This window comes from Bariatricus sp. HCP28S3_A4, assembly GCF_052066395.1.
Lineage (GTDB): Bacteria > Bacillota > Clostridia > Lachnospirales > Lachnospiraceae > Allocoprococcus.
In genome coordinates this window covers 25,001-51,291 of the sequence record NZ_JBQHSE010000005.1, presented here as the reverse complement: position 1 = coordinate 51,291, position 26,291 = coordinate 25,001, and the positions used below count along the sequence as shown (strand labels likewise).

The following is a 26,291-nucleotide window of genomic DNA, read 5'->3' as shown; positions in this document are numbered from 1 at the left end:
CTTTCTTAATAAAGTCAACGAAATTTAACGATAATATTCAAACTGAAGCCCGTACATTTTAACCGTGTCACCTTCCTGGATACCGGCTTCTTCCAGCTTTTCAAGGATGCCGGCTTCTTTCAGGAATTTCTGGAAGAATGCAAATCCCTTTTCAGAATCCAGATTTGTATAACCCAGCATCTTCTCTATTTTTGGACCTTCAACAACGTACATATCATCAATTATTTCGACAGTATATGGAAGATCGATATGAATCAGCTCTTCCTCCGGGAAGTATTCCTGTTCAAATACGATGGGTTTCTCGTCCATATTCTGGAGTTCGCTGCTCACATAATACAAAAGGTCGCTTAAGCCCTCGCCGGTTACACCGGAGATAGGGAATACTTTGATTCCCTGTGGCTCGAATTCGCTGCGAAGACGTTCTATAGGATCTTCATCTTCCGAATAGATCAGATCGATCTTGTTCGCTGCAATTACCTGTGGGCGGGAGGCAATTTCTTCATTATATGCTTTCAATTCCGCATTGATCTTATAAATATCATCCACCGGGTCACGTCCTTCGGTTCCCGCGGCATCCACGACATGAATCATCAGCTTGGTACGCTCTACATGGCGGAGAAACTCATGTCCAAGTCCAACACCCTCGGATGCACCTTCGATCAGACCTGGAATATCGGCGATTACGAATCCCTTTGCGCCTTCCAGATCCACAACACCAAGATTCGGAGTCAGCGTTGTAAAATGATAATTGGCGATCTTAGGCTGTGCATTTGTCACGCGGGAAAGAAAGGTTGATTTTCCGACATTCGGAAATCCGACCAGTCCTACATCTGCGATGACTTTCAGTTCCAGATTCACCCAAAGCTCCTGTGCCGGTTTTCCCGGCTGCGCATATTTGGGAACCTGCATTGTGGCGGTGGCAAAATGCATATTTCCAAGACCGCCCTTGCCGCCCTTCAGTACGATCTGGCGTGTGTTATCGCCAGACATATCCGCAATGATCTTATTGGTCTCAGCTTCGCGAATGATCGTCCCTTCAGGTACTTTTAAAACGATGTCTTTCGCATCTTTTCCATGGCAGCGTCTCTTGCCGCCCGGTTCTCCGTCCTGAGCTGTAAATTTTCTTTTGTGACGGAAGTCTGCAAGGGTGTTTAATCCTTTGTCTACTTCAAAGATTACGTCCCCGCCGCGTCCGCCATCGCCGCCGTCGGGACCGCCGTTCGGAACATATAATTCCCGTCGAAAGCTGGCATGTCCGTCTCCGCCTTTTCCCGACCGGATATATATTTTAGCTCTGTCTGCAAACATAAATACTCCTTTCCAATTCAAAACAAGGCCTCAAACCCAAAAGTTTGAAGCCTCATGTAAAATCTGCTTATTCAGCTACCGGATAGATAGAAACCTGCTTCTTATCTCTTCCTTTTCTTTCGAAACGAACCACACCATCAACTAATGCAAATAATGTATCGTCTCCACCGCGTCCAACGTTCACACCCGGGTGAATCTTTGTCCCGCGCTGTCTGTAAAGAATATTTCCGGCTTTTACAAATTGTCCGTCTGCTCTTTTGGCACCAAGTCTCTTGGACTCAGAGTCACGTCCGTTCTTTGTAGAACCAACTCCCTTTTTATGAGCAAAAAACTGAAGGTTTAATTTCATCATGGTTTACACCTCCTCAAATATTAAATCAATATACGTGGTATAATCAGAGTCATCTTCCAGGCTTTGAAGACCAAGAATCATGGAATTCAGAAGTAATTCTGTCTCTTCCGTCGGACGGCTCAGCAGTCTGTATTCGATGATGCCCTTCGTATCATCCGAAACCTGGGATGTCTGGGCATCCGTAAACCTTTCGATGGAATTCATGGTATTGATTACGAGCATGGAAACGGCTGCACAGACGATATCCTGTCCGCTGTCTCCGGCCCCTGCATGGTCGAATGTCTTAAAACCAACGCATTCATTTCTCTTGTTTTTATAAATTGTTGTTTTGATCATGACAGATAAGAATTAAGCATTGATCTTTTCGATCTTAACTGCTGTGTACTGCTGTCTGTGACCATTTTTCTTGTGGTAACCTGATTTTCTCTTATACTTGTAAACGATTACCTTTTTAGCCTTTCCATCGCCGATTACGGATGCTTCTACTGTTGCTCCTTCTACGACTGGTGTTCCGACTTTCATCTCATCACCGCTTACTGCAAGAACCTGGTCAAATGTATAAGTCTGTCCGGCTTCCACACCAAGCTTTTCTACTTTAATGATATCGCCTTCGGCTACTTTGTACTGTTTACCACCTGTTGCTATAATTGCGTACATATGGCACCTCCTATTATCATTACTCGCCAACTACGGTGCCTGAAAAATCAGGGCTTTAACCTCGTTGTGCGGCATACTGGTAAATTATATACCAGTATGCCGCACAAAGTCAAGTGTTTTTTAGAAAAAATATTAAATTTACTGTTCTGCTTTTTCAGAAAGAGCAATCCTGCATGCCTTTAATTTATCATAACAGAAACCGATGATATCCTTCCGGGTTATGATACCGATGAAATTATCCTGATCATCAACAACAGGAACAAAGTTCTGTTCCATGGCACGCTCGATCAGATCTTCCATATCCGAGTCTGCCCGAACAGGACGGTAGTCAAGTCTGCGATGAATCTTTGTAATAGCGATGGTCTCCGCTTCCTTGATATTCATAAGTTTCAAGGACTTCGTTCCCCAGAGAAGATCTCCTTCTGTAATGGTGCCTATGTATTTTCCGTCCCGATTGATCATCGGTATGGACGAATATTTGTGGTATTCCATGATCTCCATTACCTGTCTGAGTGTATGATAATCATAGACGAATGCAAGCTCTGCTTTTGGTTTCAAAAAAAATAATATATTCATTTGTAAATCCTTTCTTATCCAGAAATATTATCTGAGATAAGAATAGCATATTTTACAAGAAAATTGTAGATTTAGATTTGAGTGTTAACAAAAATATCATAAATTGCCTGAATAGCTGCTTCAAAGTCATGCTCTCTCACGCCAATAATGATATTCAGCTCACTGGAACCCTGGTCGATCATTTTCACATTTACGTGTGCGTGAGCCAGTGCAGAGAAAATACGCCCGGCTGTTCCTCTGGTCTGTTTCATTCCTCTTCCAACAACTGCGATCAGCGCAAGATCGGATTCCAGTTCAACATCATCCGGCTCTACTGCACGGTGGATTCCGGAAATGACACGCTGCTCATGTTCTTCGAATTCATCCTGCTGAACAAAAATCGTCATGGTATCAATTCCGGAAGGCATGTGTTCAAATGAGATTCCCTCGTTTTCAAATACCTCCAGGACTTTTCTTCCGAATCCCACTTCCGAGTTCATCATTGCTTTTTCAATCGTTATGGAAGCAAAACCACGTTTTCCGGCTATACCGGTAATCGTGTATTTCGGTTTGCGGCAGGTGCCCTCTACAATCAGCGTCCCCTTTTCTTCCGGTGCATTGGTATTACGGATATTGATCGGAATACCCTCCTTTCGTACCGGGAAGATCGCATCCTCGTGAAGTACGGTCGCACCCATATAGGAAAGCTCTCGTAATTCTTTATAGGTGATTGTCTCAATCCCTTTTGGGTTCTTGATGATACGGGGATCTGCGATCAGGAATCCGGAAACGTCAGTCCAGTTCTCATACATATCCGCATGGATCGCTTTTGCAACAAGGGAGCCGGTTACATCTGAGCCTCCGCGGCTGAAGGTTTTTACATTACCGTTCGGATCTGCACCATAAAATCCCGGAATAACAGCTTTTTCAGTATGCGAAAGACGTTCGGACAAAAGGTCATTCGTTTGATCCACAAGAAGACTGCCGTTTTCGTCAAAGGCGATTACTTCCGCCGCATCGATAAATTCAAATCCAAGATAGTGTGCCATAATAATACCGTTCAGGTATTCACCGCGGGAAGCGGCGTACTCTCTTCCTGCTTTCTGACCGAAGTTCTGTCGGATAATTTCAAACTCTTTATCCAGAGAAAGGTCCAACCCGAGGCCATCGATGATTCCCTGATAACGCTGTTGAATTTCTTCCAGCTGTTTGGTAAAGTTTTTCTCACGCACCGCAGCACCGTAACATTTATAAAGCATATCAGTGACCTTCACATCTTCCGGGAAACGTTTACCCGGTGCAGAAGGGATCACGTATCGTCTGGATTCATCCTCACGAATAATCTGACCGACTTTCTTGAATTGTGCGGCATCAGCCAATGAGCTTCCACCGAATTTTACAACCTTTTTCATTGAAGGTTTCCTCCTTTTCCTCTTATGTATGAATGACATCTGCAAATTTTGCATTTGCCGCTTTTCTTAATCCTTCCGGCGCAAGGGTGAGCTGTGCACCGATCCGGCCTGCACTTACATAAATTTCCTCAAAAGCACATGCCGTTTCATCTATAACAACTGGAAACTGTTTCTTCATACCGATTGCGGTGCATCCGCCTCTGACATAGCCGGTCAGGGGTGTCAGCTCTTTTAAATGTAACATTTCCAGAGATTTTTCGCCAACGGTTTTGGCCGCTTTTTTAAAGTCAATTTCCTTCTCGATTGGAAGTACGAAGACATAATGCTGTCCGCTTTTGCCGGTCGTGACGATGGTTTTATATACCTGTTCATGGGGAAGATTCAGTTTGTCCGCCGTCTCGATCCCGTCTGTAAATTCATCACACTCATACGCCTGGAACTTATATGGAATCTTCATTCGGTCCAGAATACGCATCGCATTCGTTTTTATTTCTTTCTTAGCCATATAAACTCTCCTTCAGTGTTTTCCTGATTTTTTTTCGTGTAATCTCAACGAGCTGCAGTTTAGTCATTTCCACTACATGACCGGGATTCGGATCCATGGAAAGAAGCATCTGCAGTTCGTGTAATAATTCATTTTTTTCCGCTTCCGTGTCCATGTTGATGAAATCAATGAGAATGATACCGGACAGATTGCGAAGCCGGATCTGTCTTGCGGCTTCTTTTGCAGCCTCCCGGTTGATGTCTGCAAATAGTTTTTTCTTTTTCAGGCATTTCCCGGAATTCACATCGATCACAGTAAGTGCCTCCGTTGGCTGGATCACCAGATAGGCTCCGGAGGGCATCCATACTTTTTCCGAAAGCGCGTCATCAGTCGCTTTCTCGAGACTGTAACACTTGCATAGTGGATAGGACGCATCCGTATACGCGCGAAGAAGCTTCAGGTCTTCCGGCTGTTCCTGCGTAAGAAATGCTTCTGTCTTATTGTAAAGCAGTCCATTTTGGGCAACGGCATCGACAAGGATTTCCGTAAGCCCCTGTCGATAAAGATTCTTAAGCGATAAAAGCCAATCATCCGGCACATGGGAAACACAACTGAAACAGGTACGGTTTTTACCATATGTAAGAACGCGGTGAAACTCTTCTTCCAGCATCTGTATTTCCGAAAGAATCCTGTCATCCGGTGCCTCGCCGGCATTGGTTCGAAAAATCATTCCATAATCCTTGTCGGCAAATGATTGACCAAGTGCAAGCAGCCGTTCTCTCTGATCCCGGGAAAGCTTTGCGGAAACGCCGATCTGACGGTTCCCGGAACTGAGGATTACATATTTCCCGACAAAATTCAGATCGCCGCTCACCGTAGGCTGCTTTGTCTTGACTGCCTCTTTGCGCACCTGAACCAGAAGCTCATCTCCCACATTCAGGTTCTTTTTGCCATGTTTGTCCGTAAAATACGGCTCTGCTTTTTCTTCGAGTGAATAGTAGCACTCTACACCATTTTTTATTTCGATAAATGCACCGTTGATATTCGGAAGAATCTTCCGGACTTTTCCGATATAGATCTCACCGATTCTGCATGCTTTTGTATCACGTAAGGGACTGTAATGCAATTCTGCAATTTTCCCGTCCTCCTGAAGTGCGGTCAGGATGTGTCCCCGACATTCGGTTATCAATAATTTTCGTTCCATTGGTCAGATAATCTCCGTTCCAAGAGCAGAAAGCGGCACAAAGTCCGGATATTCTTCACTTCCGGTATTGGCCAGCGTTTCCAGCCGATGATGGGCAAATTCAATCCCATCCGTTTCTTCACCGAGCATATTCATATATTCAAGGAAGGCTTCCAGAACAGGTTCCGGTTTCAGATTCTGCACACTTCCGGCCGCAACCCGCATGTAGATTCCTTCACCCTGAGGATGAAGATCATAAATGACGGGACGTATGTTGACTTCCTTTTCGCTTTTCTTTGTTGTTTTAAGGATAAAGATTTCATCCTGCGCATAAAAGTGTTCGAGATGCTTCTGCCATCCTTCCGGAAGAACGCCTTTTTTTACTATTGAAAGGTAGTCTGCCCCGGCAACGATCGTCATCCCTTTGCTTTTCTTGTCATCCGGAATTTCCACAAAGCCGGTCACTTCCATACCTTCTACCATCTGCTCATTCAGACGGCGGATGGCTTCTTTGCTGGCGATCGGTTCAGTGAGCTCGATGTCAAAGTATTCTCCGTCACTTGTAAGACCGACGCCGAGCGGATTTGCAAAGGACATGATCATATGCGGACTGTAGCCTCCGGTAAATGCGATCGGTATCTGTGCACGGCGGATCGCTTTCTGAAAATAGCGCATAATGTCCAGATGTCCGATGAATTTCATGACACCGTTTTTGCGGAATTTAATTCTTGCCTTCATAGCAGACACCTCCTCCATAGCTTGCAGCGCCGCAGCCGGAACACTGTCTGCGGCAGTTCGGGGTCACTTCCCCGTTCATGGCTCTCTCCCACTCTTTTCTGAGGAAGGACTTGGTCACGCCACAATCGATAAAATCCCATGGGAAGATCTCGTCCGCTTCCCGTTTACGCAGATTGTAGAAATCCGGATCGATTCCTGTATTTTCAAACGCCTGCATCCACAGATCATAGCGGAAATGTTCATTCCAGGAATCGTAAATACATCCAAGACGGTAGGCCTCTTCCAGAACCGTGCCCATCTTCCGGTCCCCGCGGGCAAATACGCCTTCCAGCACCGTGAGCTCAGCCGTGTGCCAGTTATAGCGCAGGCTTTTCCGGTTCAGCTGGTTGCGCATCGCTTCCTGAACGATTCCAGCTCGGCGAACATATTCGTCGGCAGGACACATCTGAGCCCACTGAAGCGGAGAAAACGGCTTTGGTACAAAGAACGAACTGCTGGCCGTGATCTGGCATTTCCCATTGCGCTGTTCCTTCGGAATCTCGTAATATCTGCGGGCAACTTTATCAGAAAGGACCGCGATTCCTTCCATATCTTCCTCTGTCTCGGTGGGCAGCCCCAGCATGAAATAAAGCTTCACCTTATTCCAGCCGCCTTCAAAGGCCTGTCCCGCTCCTTCCAGAATTTCTTCTTCCGTAAGACCTTTATTGATCACATTTCGCATCCGCTGCGTACCGGCTTCCGGGGCAAACGTAAGACTGCTCTTACGGATATCCTGGATCTTGCTCATGACGTCCAGAGAAAAAGCATCAATTCGAAGCGAAGGAAGGGAAATATTTACACCCTGCCCGTGAAATTCATCGATCAGAAAATTCACGATCTCTTCTAATTCATTGTAATCACTGGAACTCAACGAACTTAAAGTAATTTCTTCATGTCCCGTATTCCGGAGCATCGCTCTTGCGGTCTCCTTCAGCATATTGATATCCCGCGGTCTCGTCGGCCGATACACCATTCCCGCCTGACAGAAACGGCATCCACGGATACAGCCTCTCTGAATTTCAAGAACCGCCCGATCCTGTGTCACCTTGATAAATGGTACGATCGGCTTCAGAGGGTAGGTCGTTGTACTCATATCCGCTAAGGCCTGGCGGCGTATCTTTTCTTTCGCATGCACATTTACCGGTGTAAATGCTGCAATCGTTCCATCCGGATTGTAATCGGCACGATAGAAAGAAGGCACATAGATTCCCTCAATCTCCGCAGCCATCTCCAGAAATGCAGTCCGGTCTTTGCCGGAATCCTTCCATTTTTTATATGCATCAAAAAGTTCGTCATATACCACTTCTCCTTCTCCGATGTAGAACATGTCGAAGAAATCTGCAAGCGGCTCCGGATTATAGGCACAAGGGCCTCCTCCGATAACAAAAGGATCATCCAGAGTACGATCACTGCTGTGAAGCGGGATCCCGGAAAGATCCAGCACCTGTAAAATGTTCGTATAGCACATCTCAAACTGGAGTGTGAAGCCAAGGAAATCGAACTTTTTCACAGGATCCTGAGATTCCAATGCGAAAAGCGGAATATGTTCCTCACGCATGATCTTGTCCAGATCCACCCACGGCGAAAAGACACGCTCACACCAGACGTCATCACGGCGATTGAACATGTCATAAAGGATCTGGAGTCCGAGGTGGGACATTCCAATTTCGTAGACCTCAGGGAAGCAGAAGGCAAAGCGGATGTCCACTTTTTCGGGATCTTTGATTGTAGAATTGACTTCGTTGCCGATGTATCTGGCAGGTTTATCTACTTTTAATAAAATATCATCGCTTAATGCTAGCTTTTTCATAAATTATATACCTCAAATTACGCAATTTAACAATCGTAAAGTCAACGTCAGAATAAATTGTACTATAAAGTTTCTTTTATGTCAAAACATCAATATATACAAAATAGTTAGCTTAAAAAAACAATATTCTATCACTAAATTATAAGTAAGTGGCCAGGGAGCATTCCCCCTGTCTCTTCTTTCTTTAAACCCAATAAATCCACGGACACACTGTCACCTGTAAATTAGCCTGGCTCTGCCTGCATCCGCAGCGGATACCTCTTATCCGACCATTGAAAGCGGTGTTAAGGAGATTCAAAAATATGGAAACATTGTTTGAAGCGGAATGGCGCTCCGTTCCTCCGGAACGGATGCGCAGTTCTTGCGGAATATGCATCCCATCCCTACTTATTGTAGTTTCCACACCAAACAATTACTACAGAAATTATAGCACGCTTGTTTTCCAATGAATTCTCAGAATAAATAAAGTAAAACCACAGAAAAAGAGAAAAGCCTGCAAACTAAATGTCCTATGCATTTAGCTTGCAAGCTTTAATCCTAACAATCAACTATGACAAATCATTGAATTAAGGAAATCATTGAAAATAACTTCTTCATATTCAAAAAGAGCATCATCAATTGCCTGAATTTCTCTCTTCCCCTTTTCCACAGTGATTGAGATGATTTTCTTATTTCCGTTTTCTTTCGTATGATATTTTATCAGATCTTCAAATTTTTTTTTCCAGAACGATAATGCAATTCATTTGCAGGACTAAGAAAATACTGGTCATAAAAATCAGAGAAAGAGCGATTATTTTTATTTGTAATGTAAAATTTCATGCACAATAGTACATTTGAATTCCTACATATGATATGCACTAAAGTTGTAAGATTATTTTCCCTCTTATAATATATAGATAAATTAGACATAGTATTTATTATTTCCGCATAATTTCCTATTTCTGCATTTATCTCCGAAACTAACATATTAATTCCTGTCACACTTAAATGTAATATTTCACTTAATTCTCTGCTAGTAACATCATTCAGTATAACATATCGAGTAAAAAAACTCCAGATGAAACAGAATGAATCATTTTTTTTAAGAATCACATCTTTAACAAAAAGACAATTGCAGACAGAACCAGTAAATGAAGTGGATAAAATATATAAAACCAATTTCTTGGAAGCCGGCCGTCACCCTTTTCACCGTTATATTTCCCGACAAGAATGAATGCGAGAGCGGCCGTTAATTCATAAAGTGAGAGAACAGCTCCGGCAATACACTGTTTTTTACGATCCTTCCGGAACAAATACAAGGCTGCGATCAGAAGGATCCCCATATAGGAATAATCAAACCGGCCCGCCGTGGCTGCCGCGCATCCCGCCAGGATGGCTGCTGCCATCATGAAACTGCGTATCAGAGGCGAATGCTCCAGTGTTTCCGCCTTCTCAAGCGCGTAAAGCAGCAGGATTCCGGTAAAAAGGGTAAAGAACACATTCTGCCTTTGCAGATCTAATTTGCCGAAAAAGGCTAAATCGAACGGGATTTCGGAAATCAGGGTAAAGCAGCCCATACGCATCAGATATTTTCTGCGGTCTTCGGTGTGGCAAAACCCTTCGATCAGCAGGAAACAGATGAGCGGAAAAGAGATCCGCCCGATCAGCCGGCAAGCTACGGCCAGCATACGAAAGCCGGTAATCTGATAAAGGGAAGTATTTTCAATCAGTACCGCACCGGCATGGTCTATCAGCATGGACCACATAGCCCAGAGCTTTAGATCCGCTCCATGATAAGTTCTTTTTTTCATCATCAGCATTTTATTCATATGACTCCTTTTTTATTTCTGGTGTATACTATAAATTCTTACAGCCAAAAAGTCAATTCATACGCTGGTTTTTAAATCCGGTTTTGATTCCATTTCAGGGAAGCAGATCCAGAAATTGATTGACATAGCTTCTGTAATCCGGCTGTGCCTGAATTTCTTCCATAATCTCCGTCTGGGAGAATTTCCATATGTGCTGGTTGCTGTAGTCCGCGGATAGGAAAACTGCAAAAAGGATCAGACTCAGCAGAATCCGGGCTCCCAGTGTTCCGGACGGCGTATGTACGGATTCTTCGCCATAAAGGCTGTGGTAAAGTGCACGGTAGCGGGGATGGACAGCCGGAGTACTCCCGCTCATTCCCATTTCCCTGGCCGCACGCAATAGTTCTTCTCTTTGCTTTTGGGTATTTGGCATGATGGATCGCTCCTTTCAATCAGGGTAGGCATGCTTTTTCGTGCAAAAAAATAAGCCGGCATATATCTTAAGAAAATATATGCCGGGCTGTCGGTTTCTATGAGTTCGGTTTTAGTGGGGACATTGAGACACGTTTTTCTCTTTATCTGTCCGCAAGTTCCCTTACGATATCGTCCCAGGTTACACCGCGTTCTACCATAAGAACCATTGCATGATAAAGGAAATCGGAGATCTCGTACTTGATCTCTTCCGGATTCGGATTCTTGGCCGCAATCACGATCTCGGTTGCTTCCTCTCCTACTTTTTTCAGGATCTTATCGATTCCCTTATCGAAAAGATAATTCGTGTAAGAACCTTCTTTTGGATGTATTTTCCGATCCTGAATCGTCTGGTAAACACTTTCAAATACCTGAAGCGGGTTGGTCTCGTCGTAATCGTTGCCCACCACCGGCTGGAAGAAACAGGTCGGATTGCCGGTATGGCAGGCTACGCCTACCTGATCCACCTTTGCGAGTAAGGTATCCTTGTCACAGTCAATGGTGAGGGATTTAACATACTGGAAATGACCGGAGGTCTCTCCTTTCGTCCAGAGGCATTGACGGCTGCGGCTGAAATAGGTCATCCTTCCGGATTTGACAGTTTGTTCAAACGCCTCCTGATTCATATATGCCAACATCAATACTTCAGATGTCTTATAGTGCTGTACGATAACCGGAAGCAGTCCATCCGAATTTAGTTTGAATTCGGAGAAATCCATCTTGCTTTCGAAGGATGTCATTCGAATTCCTTCCTTAGCGCAAGTTTCCTTATAGGCGGTGAAATCCATTCCTTTCTGGCTTACATAGCGTCCGGAGAGTCCCTTGACACCCGGACATTTCAGAATTTTAAGAAGCTCCGGTTCTTCCAGTGTATCGGTAACCACAACACATGGTATATCCGTGATATTCATGACCGAATCCAGATCCAGTCTGTGCATGAAAATGATCTCGCTGCTGTAGTTTTGAATGGTATGCTGCTGTTTAAAAAGTGCATCAAAATCATTTAAAGACACTGCGATTTTATCTTTTCCAAAACGTTTGGAAACCTCTTCCATCAGTTTTCCGGCATCCGGTTTGGAGAAATTCAGTATGGCGCGTTTGGCACCTGCATAGAGAATTTTCTTTACATCTTCCTGTCGTCTGATATTTCCCCCTGCAACCATCGGGATCTGGATAACACGGTTGATTTTTTTCATCAGATCGATGGACTCGTCGTGATCGTCATCGGAGTTGGAAAGGTCGAACACAAGAAGTTCATCCGCACCGTGATCGTTGTACTCCTTCGCCAGGGCTACTACATCATCGGATACGATTTCCATATTGTCAAACCATTTTACAGCTTTCCCTTTATTGATGAAAATACAGGGAATTAATCTTTTATAACTCATGTTGTACTCCTTTTTTCGTCGTTTCTTATAAGGTCCCCTTCGTTGACCATACATCTTTCATCCGGGGTTCTTCCATGACAGCCATATCCAGTGCTTTTCCAAATGCTTTGAATAAAGCTTCGGCCATGTGATGATTGTTGATGCCATCCAGTATTTTCAAATGGAGGTTCATGGCTGCACTGTAGGAAACGGCATAGAAGAATTCACGTATCATCTCTGTATCCATCTCTCCGATCCGCTCGGTAGTAAAGGACGCATCATAATTCAGATAAGGTCTGCCGGACAGGTCAATGGCGCACAGAGCCAGGGTCTCATCCATCGGAAGCAGAAAATGCCCATAGCGTTTGATACCTTTTTTCTCACCAAGGGCTTTCTGAATCGCCTGTCCGAGCACAATTCCGGTATCTTCAATGGTATGATGACAATCCACATCAAGGTCCCCGTTTACTTTGACTTTCAAGTCGAAAAGTCCGTGACGGGCAAAACCGGAAAGCATATGATCGAAGAAACCGATTCCGGTGGAAATATCAGTCATACCCTGTCCGTCCAGATTCAGCTCGACGGTAATCTGTGTTTCTTTTGTAATTCTTTCAACTATTGCACTTCGATCCGGCATATTCTATTCCTCCTCATTTTCAAAACGAACATGTACGGAATTGGCATGTGCGGTAAGCTGTTCTGCTTTTGCAAAGGCTTCGATATCTTTGTGAACCCTGGAAAGGGCATCTTTGGAGTAAGAAATAATACTGGACTTCTTCACAAAATCGTCTACGGAGAGCGGTGAGAAGAATTTGGCCGTTCCGTTGGTCGGCAGGATATGGTTCGGCCCCGCAAAATAATCTCCAAGAGGTTCGCTTGCGTATTCTCCGATGAAAATCGCTCCCGCATTACGAATCTTAGTCATCACTTCAAATGGATTCTTAGTCTGGATCTCCAAATGTTCGGAAGCGATCTCATTTGCCACATCGATCACATCATCCATCGTATCTGCAATCAGAATATAACCATAGTTGTCGAGAGATTTTGCAATGATCTCAGACCGGGAAAGAACTTTCAGGAATCCGTCCACTTCGTTGGAAACAGCTTTTGCAAGTTCCTCGCTTGTAGTAACCAGGATCGCAGAAGCCAGTTCATCATGTTCCGCCTGAGACAACAGGTCTGCGGCTACATATCTTGGATTTGCAGTTTCATCGGCAATCACCAGAATCTCGCTTGGGCCGGCGATGGAATCGATGCTTACATGTCCATAGACCGCCTTCTTTGCAAGTGCCACATAAATATTTCCCGGGCCCACGATCTTATCTACTTTTGGAATGGATTCCGTTCCGTACGCAAGGGCTCCGATTGCCTGTGCCCCGCCTACTTTATAGATTTTATCGACTCCTGCTTCTTTTGCCGCAACCAGCGTATTGGGACTGATCTTTCCTTCTTTACCTGGTGGTGTAACCATAATGATCTCATCCACACCGGCAACCTTTGCAGGCATGACGTTCATAAGTACGGAAGACGGGTAGACTGCTTTTCCGCCCGGTACATAGACTCCGACTCTCTGAAGCGGTGTGACTTTCTGTCCAAGGATGGTTCCATCCGGTTTGCTGTCGAACCAGCTGTTCTGACGCTGTTTTGCATGGAAATTTTCAATGTTGTTACGGGCTTTGCGGATCACATCCAGCAGGGAAGCATCCACTTCCTGATAGGCCTCTTCGATCTCTGCTTCGGTCACCAGAATGTTGTCCGCTGAAATCTCAGCTCCGTCGAATTTTCTGGTAAAAGCAAACACAGCTTCGTCTTTTTTCTCTTTCACTTCGTTCAGAATGGACTGTACGCTTGCTTCATACTGTCCATAGCTGTTCGGACTTCTTTTCAGAAGATCCTCAAGAAGATTCTGTTTCGTATCTTTATTCAGCTTTTGTATTCTCATCGTCTATTCTTCTCCTTTCAAAATCGTACGCATATTCATCAGAAGTTCTTTGATTCGTTTGTTCTCCAGACGCATACTGACCGGATTGACGATCATACGCGCAGAAAGCGGACAAACCTCTTCCAACACCGTCAGACCGTTTTCACGCAGAGTAGATCCGGTTTCCACGATGTCAACGATTACTTCGGAAAGTCCGACGATTGGTGCCAGTTCAATAGAACCGTTGAGCTTGATGATCTCCACAGTCTGATGTCGGGTGTTGTAGAAATAGTCCTTTGCAATCGCCGGGTATTTCGTTGCAACCCGGATCAGTTCGTGGTTATCCAGGCAAGATCTGGCTTCGGCAGGACCGCACACACACATCCGGCATTTCCCGAATCCGAGATCCAGTACTTCATGCACTTTTCTGCCGGCTTCCAGAATGGTGTCCTTTCCGACAACACCGATATCTGCCGCACCATATTCTACATAGGTTGGCACATCCGGCCCTTTTGATAAAAAGAATTTCAGTTTCAGTTCTTCGTTTACAAAAATCAGTTTCCGGGAATCTTTATCCTTCATCTCGTCACAGGTAATTCCCATCTGCTCTAACAGTTCCAGCGTCTGTCTTGCAAGTCGTCCCTTACAGAGGGCAAATGTTAAATATCTCATGTCCTTCATCGTTAATCCCTACTTTTTATAATTTTCTGTTCACCGGTCTGAAGATTGAACATTCGTATCTGACTGGTATTTTGAAGATACAAAAGTCCTCCAGCAAGCGTTCGTTTACCGTAGTCGATATAGAACTCGACCGAACGGTCCTCTTCTTTCATCAGTAATTCTGTGTTTTTATCTTTGCTTCGGAATTCGCGCGCCAGCAGTACAGCATCTTTCTGCCGTCCTTCATCGTAAATGATGAGCGTATTCTTCTGACCATGAGGGATCCGGATCTTCTGGCGCTGCAGTGCGTTCATCAGATCATCGATCACGATTGCAAATCCGATGGAAGGCATGGTTCTTCCGAACTTTTCCACCAGCTGGTCGTAACGTCCGCCCTTTACAATGGCATCGCCCGTTCCGAAGGTATAGCCCCGGAAAATGATTCCGGTATAGTATCCGTATGTTCCGCACATACTCAGGTCAAAACTGATATAGTCGGATACATTGTAAGCTTTCAATACTTCATAAATGGCTTCCAGACGTTTGACTGCTTTGAGTGCTTTCGAATTCGGAGCGATCCGTTTCGCCTGTTCAAGGATCTCCACACCGCCCAGAAGTTCGGGAAGAGCTGAAAATGCTTCGCGTGAGCTTTTCTTTACTTCCGCCTCCTGGAGCAGTTCATCCATTCCGAAATAGTTCCGGTTAGCGATCAGCTCACGAAGGCGTTGTTCGGTCTCTTCGTCTACCTGTGCATCCTCCATCAGACTCTGATAGAAATCCACGTTGCCGACGTTGATCTGGAATTCCTCCAGCCCTGCCTTCTTCAGACAGTCAACAACCAGTGCCAGCATCTCTGCATCGGCATCCACATTATCAAGTCCGAGAAATTCGGCTCCGAGCTGGGTCGTCTCACGCAGTCTTCCCCGATAGCTGGAATGGTTGATAAAAGTATTTCCGACATAGCACAGACGAGCCGGGAATTCATGTTCCCCGAGAAGCGTCGCCGCAACACGGGCAATCTGTGGTGTCATATCCGGCCTCAGAACAAGTGTGTTCCCCTCCCGGTCAAAAAATTTATATAATTCCCTGGAAGGTATCGTTCCGATCTCTTTGCGGAATACGTCAAAAAATTCAAAAGTCGGTGTCTGAATATCGTGATATCCGTATAAATGGAGTACTTTATGGAGACGGTTTGTCAGTGCAAGCTTTCTGGCACACTCATCCTTATAAATATCTCTTACGCCTTCCGGGGTATGTAATAACTGCTTCATAAATTGATAACTCCTTTTTAGATTCTGATTTTATTCTCTCTTCAGAAATGCAACAGGCATTGTGTGAATATTCACTTTAGTATGCTACCATGCTAAATAAAGCCTTGTTGTATTATAAGTACTTTCCTGATAATTGTCAAGGTGTATCTTCCCGCAAATCCAGGTCTTTTTGTATCATGTCAAGATACGGTACATAGATCCCGCCTTTTAACTGCATGAAAAAAGATGGATCCAGTTCTTCCAGTCTCACGCTTTTTCGCCCGCCCTCCTGTCCGCGCATCCAGAATCGTCTCAGTTCCTGAAAGCGCATATAATAGAGTTCGTTCCGTGCACTGTAATAAATGATAATAAACGAAATGCCGTCCTGTTTCTCAAAATTTTCCATAAATGTGACCTGATGATCATGGATGTTGTGAAGCGGAAAGGTATCTGTATTACATTCTTTCGCATCGAAACAGACGGGAATTCCCTGGACGGCTCCGATATAATCCACGGTACTCCTCTGATCGAAATACGCCAGTGTAATATGGCGGTTTTCCTTGTCCATCCGGACAGGTGTGATCGGGGTCGGGATCTTCTGGATCAGGGCAAGGCCCTGATCCAGATAGCGTTCATTGGTACGGTTAATAAAATCTTCTAGCGTTGAACCGCGCAGTCCTCTTGAATTCCAGGTTGCCATGCCAGATGTTCTCCTTTTATAATCTGTTCCATCATTTCAGGAATCGGAGCAGTCACTGTTTTGCCGGATAATCCCGAAAGGGCTCCATCGCAGATCGGGAACTCCATCTTCCATGCATGAAGGAGTTGTGCTTCTAAGTGATAGCTCTTTTTGAAATAAGAATTGACTCCGAACGAACCGTATTTATAGTCTCCAATCACTGCATGCCCGATAGATGCAAGGTGTGCACGGATCTGATGGGTCCTTCCGGTGATCAAATGTACTTCAAGAAGTGTCTGTCTGCCGTTTGAGGCAAGGGGACGATAAGCCGTCTCAATTTCCTGCATCCGGGGTTCTTCTGTCTGACTGATTCTTACCTTATTGGTCTGTTCGTCTTTCACCAGCCATCCGTGGATATGTGTTTCTTTGGTAAGTTCACCGTTTACAATGGTAAGATAGTACTTTTTCATCGTTCTTAAGCGAAACATTTCCCCAAGCTGCTGCAAAGCGCGAAGTGTCTTTCCCGCAGCGACCAGGCCGCTTGTATTCCGATCTAGACGGTTACAGATACCGGGCTTAAAGCTTTTTAGTTCTTTTAAGGAGAGCGATCCGCTTTTGAGCATATACGCAATCACATATTCGTTGAGTGAAATATCCTGTGGTTTTGCTTTCTGAGAAAGCATCCCGGAAGGTTTGTCGACAAGAAGAACCTCTGAATCCTCGTACAGAACCTGAAATGGAGTTTTTTGCTCTTTCAGACGCAGAAATTCATTCTGAATCGTCTCTTTTTTGCCTGAAAATTTTTGTATGGTTTCTTCCGCAAGAAAGAGTGTGATCTCATCTCCGGCTTTCAGTTTTTCATTTCCCTGAGCTCTTGCTCCATTTAATTTAATATTTTTCTTCCGAAGCATTTTATAGAAAAAGCTTTTTGGAGCTTCGCTTAAGTGTTTGGCCAGTAATTTGTCAAGACGTTGTCCGGCCTCGTTTGGTGAAACGATGATTTTCTGCATGACGGTCTCCTTCTACAGAGAAATATCCATTATAATCTGCTTGATATCATCTTCCAGACGCTGCTGATCTGCGCGTTCAACTGCGGCAATGTTATTCATTCCTTCAGCTCTGCTAAGAAAAGCAACATAATCATGGAAAATCTTAACGGTTACTTTCTCAATTTTATTCTGTGCAAGTATGGACTTGATATGCCTTGCGCAGTAATTCGTATCGACCTTTTTGTTTCGGGCATATCCACAGATCGTTTTACCTGAAATGGCAATTGCATCAACCGGCATCGCTTTTCGTTCACTGGTGATGACCAGGTCATAGAGCATCGTCAGGTATTCCGTCACACCGGAAATCTCAAGCTCTGTCGCCTCATCCATGGAATGGTGCGGAAGGAGCATGATCAGATTGACCAGTGCTCTGCATGCCGGTAAGCATGCAAGGATGGCTACCAGTGTAAATATATTCAGTCTTGTATGGTTCAGAAGATATCCGGCAATAAGAAGCCCTCCGATCAGAGATGCCTCCAGAATCAGCTCGATCATAAGCTGAACTTTTCTTTTTTTCAGATATCCTGCTTCTCCCTTATGTATTTTCATTTGTTATCCCGCCTTACTTTTTATATCATTGATTCATTGTGAAGTTATCCGAGTTTTTCCATCGCTGCCAGAATCATGTGATCCGGAAGCAGCTTGGCCGCAGCCTGTGCCGCTTTCATCGGGATTCCGTAGACAGACATAGATTTGCGGTTTCTGGCATCGATAAGAGCCTTTCTCACTACGGAAGGTGCATCACTGAGAACCTTTTTTTTCATCAGACTGTTATTGGTCCCTGCTACATCAAAGAATTCGGTATCTACCGGTCCCGGACAGACAGCTGTGACAATAATTCCTTTCTTTCTGACTTCGGCACCAAGCCCTTTGGAAAAGCTGAGTACATAGGCTTTTGTGGCTGCATATACCGCGAATCCGCTCTGTGGGCAGAACGCAGCAGCACTGGCCACATTTATGATCCGGCTCCCTTTTGACATGTAAGGAAGGCAAGTCAGAGTCATCTCGGTAAGTCCTCGGCAATTCAGATCGATCATGCGGAGCTGCAGTTTTTTATCTTCGGCTGCAATCTCTTCGATCGTTCCCATTTTCCCGAATCCGGCTGCATTTACCAGCATTCGGACATCCGGATTCTGATTTTCCAGGCGGTTCAGCACCTGCTTGTAAATTAGATCCTCTTCCATATCTCCTGCAAAGACACGGATATACACTGGGAGCTTTTCTTTCAGTTCTTCCAGCCTTTCGGCTCTTCGCGCAACCACCCAGATCTCATCCAGATTCTTATAGAGACGTGTAATCTGTCTGACAAATTCACGGCCGAGCCCGGAAGATGCTCCGGTTACAATTGCTATCTTCATCGTATCACCTCTTCTTTCTTACGTTTGATTTCTTTGTGGGAACGGTTTTCTTTTTCATATCCGTATTTTTCTTTGAATCTTTCTTTTTCTTTGATTCTGTATTCTGTTTTTCAGAACGCAGTTTTCTGGGACGAATCAGACATTTTTCTCCGAATCCGACCAGATCCATACGTCCTGTCTTCTTCAGTGCTTCCATGACCAGATCGTAATTCTGAGGGTTACGATACTGGATCAATGCCCGCTGCATCGCTTTTTCATGCGGATTCTTTGGCACATAGACCGGCTTCATGGTACGCGGGTCTACACCAGTATAGTACATGCATGTAGAAATCGTGGACGGTGTCGGATAGAAATCCTGTACTTGTTCGGGCATATACCCAAGATCTCTCAGATATTCTGCAAGACATACTGCATCTTTAAGTGTAGATCCTGGGTGCGAAGACATCAGATAGGGAACCAGATACTGCTTCAATCCCATTTTCTGATTCAGCTTCTCATATTTTTTTGTGAATTTTTCATATACGGCATGTTCCGGCTTGCCCATCATCTTCAAAACATCATCCGATACGTGTTCCGGTGCGACTTTCAGCTGGCCGCTGACATGATATTGACAGAGTTCCCGGAAGAACGTGTCGTCCGGATCCGCCAGAAGATAATCAAACCGGATTCCAGAACGAATGAAAACTTTTTTCACCTTCGGCAGTTCTCTTAATTTCCTTAACAGAGCCGTATAGTCTGTATGATCGGCAATCAGGTTTTTACAAGGGGCCGGGAACAGACACTGTTTGTTCGGACAGGCGCCGTATTTTAATTGCTTCTTGCAGGCGGGTGCACGGAAATTTGCAGTTGGTCCACCTACATCGTGAATGTAGCCTTTGAAATCCGGGTCTTCTGTAAATCCCTTTGCTTCTTCAATTAAAGATTCATGGCTTCTTGTCTGAATGATACGACCCTGATGGAAAGTCAGTGCGCAGAAATTGCAGCCGCCGAAACAGCCTCTGTTGCTGATCAGGCTGAATTTCACTTCACTGATCGCCGGTACTCCTCCGAATTTTTCATAGGACGGATGATACGTTCTCATATAGGGAAGGCTGTACACATCATCCATTTCCTGCTGGGTAAGTGGTTTCGCCGGTGGATTCTGAACCACATAAAGATGGTCAGAATAAGGTTCCACCAGACGTTTGCCGGAATAGGGATCCGTATTCTGATACTGGGTGTAGAAACTCTTGGCATAGAGAAGCTTGTCTTCTTTCATTGCTTCGTAGGATTCCAGCATGACTGCATCATAAATGCTGTCCAGACTCTTCACTTTGCAGACAGTTCCGTCAAGATAGGTCAGATCTTTGACATCGAGTCCGGCATCCAGTGCCTCTGCAATCTCAATGATCGAGCGTTCCCCCATTCCATAGGAAATCAGATCTGCTCCGGAATCCAGAAGGATGGAGCGTTTCAGACGGTCTGACCAGTAATCGTAGTGGGCAAGTCTTCGAAGGCTTGCTTCGATTCCCCCTAAAATAATCGGAGTCTTTTTATAACGCTGGCGGATCAGATTCCCATAAACCACAGCGGCATAATCGGGACGTTTTCCCATCACGCCTCCGGGAGTGTAGGAATCCTGATGGCGCCTTTTCTTTGAAACGGTATAATGATTGACCATGGAATCCATATTTCCCGCAGAAACCAGAAAGGCCAGACGCGGTTCCCCGAATTCGCAAATGCTGTCCGGCGTTTTCCAGTCCGGCTGTGACAGGATTGCAACCCGGTATCCGTGTGATTCCAGAAGCCTTGTAATGATGGCATGACCAAATGAGGGATGATCCACGTAAGCGTCTCCGCACACATAGACAAAATCAACCTGATCCCATCCTCTGTCCTGCATTTCCTTTCTGTTAATTGGTAAAAATCCCTGACTCATTTATAATACCTCGAATGTTTGATTTTTTATATCATGATAGCTGTGAATATAATAATCGGCAAGCTGCCGTTTCTTTTCTTCCTGCCAGCTGGAAAATGCATCTTCTACAGCACACACCTTCATACCGGCATTTTTCCCGGCAAGGATGCCCATCGGTACATCTTCAAACACCAGGCATTTCTCCGGCGCAATGCCAAGATTATTTGCAGCAGCCAGATACACGTCCGGGGCCGGTTTGCCCTTCTTCACTTCACAGGATGTGCAGATTACATCAATATCATTCTGGATTCCCAGAGCATTCAGTGTGGCCAGAACCAGTTTCCGGTCATTGCTGGTCGCTATGGCGGTACGGATCCGGTTTTTGTGGATTCCATGCAGGAACTCCTTTGCACCGTCTTTCAGCCTGACTTCATGCGTATATTTATGCAGTGCCATCTCATACCATTCCTGTTTTATTTCCTCGATCGTGCGCGGAAGTTCGGGAAAGACATCCAGATAATACTGTGCTGTCTCTGTAAAACTTTTCCCTTCCATCTGTTCGTAAAAATCCTCCGGCGCACGAAGATCGTATTTCTCAATATATTCTTTGTCGATTTCGACCCAGACCCACATGGAATCGACCAATGTTCCGTCCAGGTCAAAGATCACGGCTTCCATTTCTTCTAACATAACTTCTTCAGTTCCTCCTCGGTCAATGGACGATACTCTCCTTCTCTGAGCTGTGGATCCAGTACAAGTGTTCCCATGGACTCTCGCCGCAGATAGATCACCTTCTTGCCCCGAGCTTCGAACATTCTTTTGATCTGATGAAAACGTCCTTCCTGAATAGTAAGACGGATCTCGGATTCTTTCCCGGAAGTCAGGATCTCAAGTCTGGCCGGAAGGGTCAGCTTCTCGTCTCCTATATCTATTCCCTGTGCAAATGCATCTGCATCTTCAGAATTAACTTCTCCGTCTATTTTTGCATAATAAATCTTATCGACATGTTTTCCGGGCGCCAGGAGGCGATGCGACAGTTCCCCGTCGTTGGTGACAAGAAGCAGTCCTACCGTATCCTTGTCCAGTCTTCCTACGGGAAAGAGATCCTTTCTCCGCTGTCCTTTGAACAGATCAAGCACGGTTTTCTCTTTTGGATCTTTTGTCGCAGAGACCACTCCGGCCGGTTTGTTCATCATGTAATATTCCATCCGGCGATACACAACTTCTTTTCCGTTCACCGCGATTTTCTGCGTATCGGCATCAACCTTCAGTTCCGGTTTTTTCACCGTCACGTCATCGACTTTTACCATTCCCTGACGAATTGCTTTCTTAATCTCACTTCGTGTACCCATATCCATGTCGGCAAGGTATTTGTCTAACCGGATCATGCAGACTGATTCCTCCATCCTGGCAGATATTTATTCTTCAGTGTTCCTCCTGCAAGCTTGCCCCATCCAAGCGGATATCCGTCCACACAGACAAGATGCCATCCCTTTGCCCGGGAAGAAACAAGATCATCTACGTCGATGGTCTCACCTTTCAGATAACGCTGTACACGTGTATCTTCCGCTTTTAGATCCAAGGTATGGGCATATGATTCCATCGAAAGATTCATGGCAAGCGCCTGGCTTGGCTCAAAACGCTTTTTCTTTAGTTCTCCAAGCAGAAGGCCGCTTCTCAGAAAACGGATTCCCTTTAGATCAGGCAGATCCTCCGGCATGTAATAAACCCGTTCATTGCGGATATCAAGGCGTTCCGGCTTCAGATCCCATGCGACATCCGCAAAAAATTCAGAAAGCTCTTCCGGAATTTTCCTGCCCCCCTTTGCGGAAGGATAATGATCGGCATCATGTTCTGTATCCGCCTGTCCTTTTTGCAGAAGTGCCAGGAAATGCCCCTCGCCTCTCATGCGGTGCGGGAAAATGCGTACGGTTTTCGTCAGTTTGGGAATTCCTCCGTCTATTGCCGATGGGATTCCTTCTGCAAAGCCCTCATATCCTTTCATCTCAAGAATTTCAAATTCCGGATATTCCTTCAAAAGATGCATGATCGTACCTTCATTCTCTTCCGGATCGAAGGTACATGTTGAATACAGCATCATGCCTCCCGGCTTCAGCATGCGTGCAGACTGGGTGATGATGCTTCGCTGGAGTTTCGCAAAAAAGGATGGGTCATGTTCTTCCCAGGCTTTTACCATCTTCCTGTCCTTGCGGAACATCCCTTCTCCCGAGCAGGGAGCATCGATAAGAATCTTGTCAAAATATCCGGTAAAATAGTTCTCCAGCTTACCCGGTTCTTCACTGAGGACTAGCATGTTCCCGATGCCGAATACTTCCAGATTCTTAAGAAGCCCCTTTGCACGGGAACTGCTGATATCATTGGCAACCAGTACCCCTTCTCCCATAAGCTTTGCTCCAAGTTCCGTTGCTTTTCCGCCGGGGGCTGCACATACATCCAGCACACGTTCTCCCGGTGATACAGGAAGCCGATTGGCCGGTGTCATCGCGCTGGGCTCCTGCAGATAATACAGCCCTGCAAAATAGTAGGGGTGTTTCGCCGGCGCGACCTGCTCCCCGTCATAATAAAATCCATTTTCAATCCACGGGATCGGTGTCAGCGGAAATGGTGCAATTTTTAGGAAGTCCTCCACAGAGATCTTTCGTGTATTAACCCGAAGCCCATAATAACGCGGCTCCTCGTAACAGCGGATATATTCCTCAAATTCAGAGCCCAGAAGGCACTGCATCTTTTCTTCAAATCTTTCTGGCAATTGTATCATGAATCTTTCCTCCATATCGTTTAAGTATAACATAGTTAGAATGAACAGGAAAGTTTTTTCTCTTCCAATGTTCGTAAAATCCAGTACGGATTCACACTGATCTCATTTTCGCCAGGATATAAATAGATACCGATATGGAGATGCGTCGGAAACATTCCTTTTGTCCCTTCTTCCCCATAACCAGTATTTCCCATAAATCCGATGAGATCTCCCGCACAAACAGTGTCTCCTTCCTCCAGATCCGCATAGGAATCCAGATGTGCATAATAATAATAGCCGCCTTGAGCAGACAGAATTCCGATACGGTATCCGCCCCTTTCCAGCCAGCCTTTATTCATAACAGTGCCGTCCGAAATACTGACAACCGGATACAGACCGGGTACATCTTTCGAGGCCATAAGATCAGTACCCTCATGTTCTCGTTTCCCACCATAGGTGCGTTCGTTCATCCAGGAATCCGTAAAATGGACCTGATATTCCTCATGTACAGTTGAGTTCGGCACCGGAAAATAAATTGCTTCATTCCAGATTGCACAGCAGGCGTCCCTGTACGCTCTCCAGGCAGGCCTGGAGGTCCACAGCTTTTCTTCCCCGTTTTCAAATCCCCCCAGCATCATCAGCGCTGCGGATGTTCCCCGGTCCTCCGGCTGCATCTCTTTCAGTATCTTGAGATTCTCCTCACCGATTTCATGAGAGCGGAATTCATCCGAAAATATCGTCGTATCATTCAGTTTTGTCAGACGTGCCTTCATCTTCAGATTTGTGTTAAGAATCATAACAAGAAAGGCAGCACCCAGTAGATACAGAAGGAAAAGGCCGGATTTGTTTTTACGCATCCAGACGCATCTCCGTTTTTTTATGAATCTATGCGTAATAGCGAAATCTTATGTTATTTTCACTGGATCCGGAAATGGAATAAACTGTGATATTGTCCCGTATATTGTGAAGAAAAGATTTTGTATTTTGAGGTTTTATGAAGCATAATCTCAACACATCATTCCTGATCACACTTTTTGTCCTGATGCTTACTTTCCCGGGAGTAGTATTTGCAGGTGCCAGAGAGGGGCTTCTTCTATGGTTTCGAACGGTTCTTCCCACCTTGTTTCCGTTCATGGTTATCACCGGTCTGCTTACAGGAAGCAGTGCTCTGGAAGCAATATCTTCTCTTTTGCATCCGGTAACCGGTGCATTATTTCAGATATCGCCGGCTTCTTCTCTTGCCGTTCTGACCGGCTTTTTCTGCGGATATCCAATGGGTGCAAGAACCTCCGTAAGTCTTGTGAAATCCGGATATATTTCCGAAAAAGAAGGTGAATATCTGTTGTCTTTTTGTAACAATACCAGTCCGATGTTCGTCATTAGCTATGTATGCATGCAAACGCTGAAGCGAAAAGATCTGGCTTTGATAAGTCTTATGATTCTGGTCTCATCCTCGGTAATCTGCAGTTTCATTTTTCGCAACTTTTACGGTAGAACCAGTACCCCGAGAGCATCCAAAATTATGGCGGATCTCTCATCGAAGCCGGAAACGATGTTGGAACTTCTTGATGACTGTATTACAGAGAGCTGTGAAGGAATTGTGAAAATAGGCGGATATATCATCGTCTGCTCCATTGCGCTTGCATTGCTCAAGGAGATTCCTTGCAGAAATTTGATCTGGTGCAATTTGATTCTTCCCTCTATAGAAATCACAGCCGGTATCAGCATGCTGGCAAATAGCCGGTTTTTCTTTCCAATCCGGTATGCTCTTATGATGGCACTTATTTCTTTTGGTGGAATCTGTGCTGTATTTCAGACCAGATGTATGACTGCGAAAACCGATTTCTCCATGGCACGCTACATAACAGAAAAGCTGATTACCGCTTTGGTAACCAGCCTTTTATCTTTTGCCTTTGTGACATTGTATCGTTGATGAATTGCCGTGCTCCCCTTATTATTCTTCCGGTAATTCTTCTGTACCGAATTCTGCTTCAAGTCCTCGCGCAGATTTATCCGGTATTTCAAGTTCTGCGCGGTTGTTACGTACAACATCGTAGCATTCTTGCAGAGAATTCACAAGTCCGTCATACTTCGTCGTATAACTGTCCAGCGTATGACCAATGATGCTTTCGGCATTTGCAAGAAGATCATCCGCATACTGCATCGCACCGATGCGGATATCGTTTGCATCGTTCGTTGCATTATCCAGGATCTGCTGAGCCTGCTCTGTGGCCGCCATTACGATCTCATTTGCCTGAGAATATGCCTGCTGCATGATCTCATGTTCACTTACAAGCTCGTTGGTGTGGATCTGCGCTTCCTCGATCATGCTTTCTGCTTTAGACTGGGCATCGGCAAGGATCGCATCTTTGTTTGCGATAATCTTCTGATAGCGCTTGATCTCATCCGGAGTTTTCATACGGAGTTCGCGAAGAAGTTCATCCATCTGATCCTTATTTACAATAATTTTAGTTGTAGATAAGGGCTGAAATTTACAACTGTCGATGTACTCTTCAATTTCTTCAATAATCTGTTCAATACGGCTGCTCATAATTT

At 45.1% G+C, this 26,291-nt stretch carries 28 protein-coding genes; 1 reads left to right on the top strand and 27 read right to left on the bottom strand.

The genetic code is table 11. The features are described 5' to 3' along the window. Positions 1–24: 24 nt before the first annotated feature. From obgE to ACTNBF_RS03975, 26 genes are all read right to left on the bottom strand, one after another. The gene (gene obgE, locus ACTNBF_RS04100; protein WP_427805705.1) at positions 25–1,308 is read right to left on the bottom strand and encodes a GTPase ObgE; all 1,284 of its coding nucleotides are present in this window, start codon (positions 1,306–1,308) and stop codon (positions 25–27) included. A 67-nt stretch (positions 1,309–1,375) separates the two neighbouring features. Further along, a complete protein-coding gene (rpmA, locus tag ACTNBF_RS04095) occupies positions 1,376–1,660 on the bottom strand; it encodes a 50S ribosomal protein L27 (protein ID WP_008975781.1) in 285 nt (94 codons plus the stop codon). Between the two features lie 3 nt (positions 1,661–1,663). Continuing rightward, positions 1,664–1,996: a ribosomal-processing cysteine protease Prp gene (locus tag ACTNBF_RS04090; RefSeq protein ID WP_427805704.1), complete on the bottom strand. Its 333-nt coding sequence runs from the start codon at positions 1,994–1,996 to the stop codon at positions 1,664–1,666. Between the two features lie 12 nt (positions 1,997–2,008). Beyond that, complete coding sequence (gene rplU, locus ACTNBF_RS04085; RefSeq protein ID WP_427805703.1) at positions 2,009–2,317, bottom strand: 50S ribosomal protein L21; 309 nt, start codon at positions 2,315–2,317, stop codon at positions 2,009–2,011. A 138-nt stretch (positions 2,318–2,455) separates the two neighbouring features. Next, on the bottom strand, positions 2,456–2,893 hold the full coding sequence (locus ACTNBF_RS04080) for a CBS domain-containing protein (protein WP_427805702.1): 438 nt from the start codon (positions 2,891–2,893) through the stop codon (positions 2,456–2,458). A gap of 71 nt (positions 2,894–2,964) precedes the next feature. Further along, complete coding sequence (locus ACTNBF_RS04075; protein WP_441088807.1) at positions 2,965–4,284, bottom strand: aspartate kinase; 1,320 nt, start codon at positions 4,282–4,284, stop codon at positions 2,965–2,967. A gap of 22 nt (positions 4,285–4,306) precedes the next feature. After that, positions 4,307–4,789, bottom strand: coding sequence for a Cys-tRNA(Pro) deacylase (ybaK, locus tag ACTNBF_RS04070; protein WP_427805700.1), 483 nt, complete (start codon positions 4,787–4,789; stop codon positions 4,307–4,309). After that, positions 4,782–5,972: a ribonuclease E/G gene (locus tag ACTNBF_RS04065; RefSeq protein ID WP_427820323.1), complete on the bottom strand. Its 1,191-nt coding sequence runs from the start codon at positions 5,970–5,972 to the stop codon at positions 4,782–4,784. The genes ybaK and ACTNBF_RS04065 overlap by 8 nt, the downstream gene beginning before the upstream one ends. Before the next feature lie 3 nt (positions 5,973–5,975). Further along, on the bottom strand, positions 5,976–6,689 hold the full coding sequence (locus ACTNBF_RS04060; RefSeq protein ID WP_441028512.1) for a TIGR03936 family radical SAM-associated protein: 714 nt from the start codon (positions 6,687–6,689) through the stop codon (positions 5,976–5,978). Then, entirely contained in the window at positions 6,673–8,538 is a 1,866-nt protein-coding gene (locus ACTNBF_RS04055) for a TIGR03960 family B12-binding radical SAM protein (protein WP_441088806.1), read from the bottom strand. The genes ACTNBF_RS04060 and ACTNBF_RS04055 overlap by 17 nt, the downstream gene beginning before the upstream one ends. Before the next feature lie 1,088 nt (positions 8,539–9,626). Continuing rightward, positions 9,627–10,331: a TraX family protein gene (locus tag ACTNBF_RS04050; RefSeq protein ID WP_441088805.1), complete on the bottom strand. Its 705-nt coding sequence runs from the start codon at positions 10,329–10,331 to the stop codon at positions 9,627–9,629. Between the two features lie 109 nt (positions 10,332–10,440). Beyond that, positions 10,441–10,758, bottom strand: coding sequence for a hypothetical protein (locus tag ACTNBF_RS04045; RefSeq protein WP_441024760.1), 318 nt, complete (start codon positions 10,756–10,758; stop codon positions 10,441–10,443). Positions 10,759–10,900: 142 nt separating this feature from the next. Further along, positions 10,901–12,184, bottom strand: a complete 1,284-nt coding sequence (gene hisIE, locus ACTNBF_RS04040) for a bifunctional phosphoribosyl-AMP cyclohydrolase/phosphoribosyl-ATP diphosphatase HisIE (RefSeq protein WP_441088804.1) — start codon at positions 12,182–12,184, stop codon at positions 10,901–10,903. Between the two features lie 25 nt (positions 12,185–12,209). Then, positions 12,210–12,800: an imidazoleglycerol-phosphate dehydratase HisB gene (gene hisB, locus ACTNBF_RS04035; RefSeq protein ID WP_427820534.1), complete on the bottom strand. Its 591-nt coding sequence runs from the start codon at positions 12,798–12,800 to the stop codon at positions 12,210–12,212. 3 nt (positions 12,801–12,803) lie between these two features. Further along, on the bottom strand, positions 12,804–14,105 hold the full coding sequence (hisD, locus tag ACTNBF_RS04030; RefSeq protein ID WP_427806598.1) for a histidinol dehydrogenase: 1,302 nt from the start codon (positions 14,103–14,105) through the stop codon (positions 12,804–12,806). A gap of 3 nt (positions 14,106–14,108) precedes the next feature. Then, complete coding sequence (gene hisG / locus ACTNBF_RS04025) at positions 14,109–14,756, bottom strand: ATP phosphoribosyltransferase (RefSeq protein ID WP_427806597.1); 648 nt, start codon at positions 14,754–14,756, stop codon at positions 14,109–14,111. An 11-nt stretch (positions 14,757–14,767) separates the two neighbouring features. Beyond that, positions 14,768–16,015, bottom strand: a complete 1,248-nt coding sequence (hisZ, locus tag ACTNBF_RS04020; RefSeq protein WP_441024758.1) for an ATP phosphoribosyltransferase regulatory subunit — start codon at positions 16,013–16,015, stop codon at positions 14,768–14,770. 136 nt (positions 16,016–16,151) lie between these two features. Next, the gene (locus ACTNBF_RS04015) at positions 16,152–16,694 is read right to left on the bottom strand and encodes a Holliday junction resolvase RecU (RefSeq protein WP_441088803.1); all 543 of its coding nucleotides are present in this window, start codon (positions 16,692–16,694) and stop codon (positions 16,152–16,154) included. Further along, positions 16,652–17,683, bottom strand: coding sequence for an RluA family pseudouridine synthase (locus ACTNBF_RS04010; RefSeq protein ID WP_441024755.1), 1,032 nt, complete (start codon positions 17,681–17,683; stop codon positions 16,652–16,654). The genes ACTNBF_RS04015 and ACTNBF_RS04010 overlap by 43 nt, the downstream gene beginning before the upstream one ends. Before the next feature lie 12 nt (positions 17,684–17,695). Continuing rightward, positions 17,696–18,271: a hypothetical protein gene (locus tag ACTNBF_RS04005; protein ID WP_427806592.1), complete on the bottom strand. Its 576-nt coding sequence runs from the start codon at positions 18,269–18,271 to the stop codon at positions 17,696–17,698. Between the two features lie 44 nt (positions 18,272–18,315). Next, a complete protein-coding gene (locus ACTNBF_RS04000) occupies positions 18,316–19,080 on the bottom strand; it encodes an SDR family NAD(P)-dependent oxidoreductase (RefSeq protein ID WP_427806591.1) in 765 nt (254 codons plus the stop codon). Between the two features lie 4 nt (positions 19,081–19,084). Continuing rightward, positions 19,085–20,998, bottom strand: a complete 1,914-nt coding sequence (locus ACTNBF_RS03995) for a YgiQ family radical SAM protein (protein ID WP_441049104.1) — start codon at positions 20,996–20,998, stop codon at positions 19,085–19,087. Beyond that, complete coding sequence (locus tag ACTNBF_RS03990) at positions 20,999–21,667, bottom strand: HAD family hydrolase (protein WP_441017082.1); 669 nt, start codon at positions 21,665–21,667, stop codon at positions 20,999–21,001. Continuing rightward, positions 21,661–22,365: a pseudouridine synthase gene (locus ACTNBF_RS03985; protein ID WP_441088802.1), complete on the bottom strand. Its 705-nt coding sequence runs from the start codon at positions 22,363–22,365 to the stop codon at positions 21,661–21,663. Before ACTNBF_RS03985 ends, ACTNBF_RS03990 begins: the two co-directional genes overlap by 7 nt. Then, positions 22,362–23,753 (bottom strand): RsmF rRNA methyltransferase first C-terminal domain-containing protein, encoded by a 1,392-nt coding sequence (locus ACTNBF_RS03980; RefSeq protein WP_441088824.1) that lies wholly within the window; start codon positions 23,751–23,753, stop codon positions 22,362–22,364. Before ACTNBF_RS03980 ends, ACTNBF_RS03985 begins: the two co-directional genes overlap by 4 nt. A gap of 38 nt (positions 23,754–23,791) precedes the next feature. Further along, the gene (locus tag ACTNBF_RS03975) at positions 23,792–24,592 is read right to left on the bottom strand and encodes a M23 family metallopeptidase (protein ID WP_441088801.1); all 801 of its coding nucleotides are present in this window, start codon (positions 24,590–24,592) and stop codon (positions 23,792–23,794) included. 137 nt (positions 24,593–24,729) lie between these two features. Here ACTNBF_RS03975 and ACTNBF_RS03970 point away from each other — a divergent pair, with 137 nt between their 5' ends. Beyond that, positions 24,730–25,668, top strand: coding sequence for a nucleoside recognition domain-containing protein (locus ACTNBF_RS03970; RefSeq protein WP_441088800.1), 939 nt, complete (start codon positions 24,730–24,732; stop codon positions 25,666–25,668). A 21-nt stretch (positions 25,669–25,689) separates the two neighbouring features. Here ACTNBF_RS03970 and ACTNBF_RS03965 read toward each other — a convergent pair whose 3' ends face one another. Beyond that, positions 25,690–26,286 carry an ATPase gene (locus ACTNBF_RS03965; protein WP_427806584.1) on the bottom strand — a complete coding sequence of 199 codons (597 nt, stop codon included), beginning with the start codon at positions 26,284–26,286 and terminating at the stop codon, positions 25,690–25,692. Positions 26,287–26,291 lie beyond the last annotated feature (5 nt).

What these genes read in the sequence shown, in the direction of transcription:
- obgE (WP_427805705.1), bottom strand. Translation starts at nt 1,308, where the DNA reads ATGTTTGCAGACAGAGCTAAAATATATATCCGGTCGGGAAAAGGCGGA.
- rpmA (WP_008975781.1), bottom strand. Translation starts at nt 1,660, where the DNA reads ATGATGAAATTAAACCTTCAGTTTTTTGCTCATAAAAAGGGAGTTGGT.
- ACTNBF_RS04090 (WP_427805704.1), bottom strand. Translation starts at nt 1,996, where the DNA reads ATGATCAAAACAACAATTTATAAAAACAAGAGAAATGAATGCGTTGGT.
- rplU (WP_427805703.1), bottom strand. Translation starts at nt 2,317, where the DNA reads ATGTACGCAATTATAGCAACAGGTGGTAAACAGTACAAAGTAGCCGAA.
- ACTNBF_RS04080 (WP_427805702.1), bottom strand. Translation starts at nt 2,893, where the DNA reads ATGAATATATTATTTTTTTTGAAACCAAAAGCAGAGCTTGCATTCGTC.
- ACTNBF_RS04075 (WP_441088807.1), bottom strand. Translation starts at nt 4,284, where the DNA reads ATGAAAAAGGTTGTAAAATTCGGTGGAAGCTCATTGGCTGATGCCGCA.
- ybaK (WP_427805700.1), bottom strand. Translation starts at nt 4,789, where the DNA reads ATGGCTAAGAAAGAAATAAAAACGAATGCGATGCGTATTCTGGACCGA.
- ACTNBF_RS04065 (WP_427820323.1), bottom strand. Translation starts at nt 5,972, where the DNA reads ATGGAACGAAAATTATTGATAACCGAATGTCGGGGACACATCCTGACC.
- ACTNBF_RS04060 (WP_441028512.1), bottom strand. Translation starts at nt 6,689, where the DNA reads ATGAAGGCAAGAATTAAATTCCGCAAAAACGGTGTCATGAAATTCATC.
- ACTNBF_RS04055 (WP_441088806.1), bottom strand. Translation starts at nt 8,538, where the DNA reads ATGAAAAAGCTAGCATTAAGCGATGATATTTTATTAAAAGTAGATAAA.
- ACTNBF_RS04050 (WP_441088805.1), bottom strand. Translation starts at nt 10,331, where the DNA reads ATGATGAAAAAAAGAACTTATCATGGAGCGGATCTAAAGCTCTGGGCT.
- ACTNBF_RS04045 (WP_441024760.1), bottom strand. Translation starts at nt 10,758, where the DNA reads ATGCCAAATACCCAAAAGCAAAGAGAAGAACTATTGCGTGCGGCCAGG.
- hisIE (WP_441088804.1), bottom strand. Translation starts at nt 12,184, where the DNA reads ATGAGTTATAAAAGATTAATTCCCTGTATTTTCATCAATAAAGGGAAA.
- hisB (WP_427820534.1), bottom strand. Translation starts at nt 12,800, where the DNA reads ATGCCGGATCGAAGTGCAATAGTTGAAAGAATTACAAAAGAAACACAG.
- hisD (WP_427806598.1), bottom strand. Translation starts at nt 14,105, where the DNA reads ATGAGAATACAAAAGCTGAATAAAGATACGAAACAGAATCTTCTTGAG.
- hisG (WP_427806597.1), bottom strand. Translation starts at nt 14,756, where the DNA reads ATGAGATATTTAACATTTGCCCTCTGTAAGGGACGACTTGCAAGACAG.
- hisZ (WP_441024758.1), bottom strand. Translation starts at nt 16,015, where the DNA reads ATGAAGCAGTTATTACATACCCCGGAAGGCGTAAGAGATATTTATAAG.
- ACTNBF_RS04015 (WP_441088803.1), bottom strand. Translation starts at nt 16,694, where the DNA reads ATGGCAACCTGGAATTCAAGAGGACTGCGCGGTTCAACGCTAGAAGAT.
- ACTNBF_RS04010 (WP_441024755.1), bottom strand. Translation starts at nt 17,683, where the DNA reads ATGCAGAAAATCATCGTTTCACCAAACGAGGCCGGACAACGTCTTGAC.
- ACTNBF_RS04005 (WP_427806592.1), bottom strand. Translation starts at nt 18,271, where the DNA reads ATGAAAATACATAAGGGAGAAGCAGGATATCTGAAAAAAAGAAAAGTT.
- ACTNBF_RS04000 (WP_427806591.1), bottom strand. Translation starts at nt 19,080, where the DNA reads ATGAAGATAGCAATTGTAACCGGAGCATCTTCCGGGCTCGGCCGTGAA.
- ACTNBF_RS03995 (WP_441049104.1), bottom strand. Translation starts at nt 20,998, where the DNA reads ATGAGTCAGGGATTTTTACCAATTAACAGAAAGGAAATGCAGGACAGA.
- ACTNBF_RS03990 (WP_441017082.1), bottom strand. Translation starts at nt 21,667, where the DNA reads ATGTTAGAAGAAATGGAAGCCGTGATCTTTGACCTGGACGGAACATTG.
- ACTNBF_RS03985 (WP_441088802.1), bottom strand. Translation starts at nt 22,365, where the DNA reads ATGATCCGGTTAGACAAATACCTTGCCGACATGGATATGGGTACACGA.
- ACTNBF_RS03975 (WP_441088801.1), bottom strand. Translation starts at nt 24,592, where the DNA reads ATGCGTAAAAACAAATCCGGCCTTTTCCTTCTGTATCTACTGGGTGCT.
- ACTNBF_RS03970 (WP_441088800.1), top strand. Translation starts at nt 24,730, where the DNA reads ATGAAGCATAATCTCAACACATCATTCCTGATCACACTTTTTGTCCTG.
- ACTNBF_RS03965 (WP_427806584.1), bottom strand. Translation starts at nt 26,286, where the DNA reads ATGAGCAGCCGTATTGAACAGATTATTGAAGAAATTGAAGAGTACATC.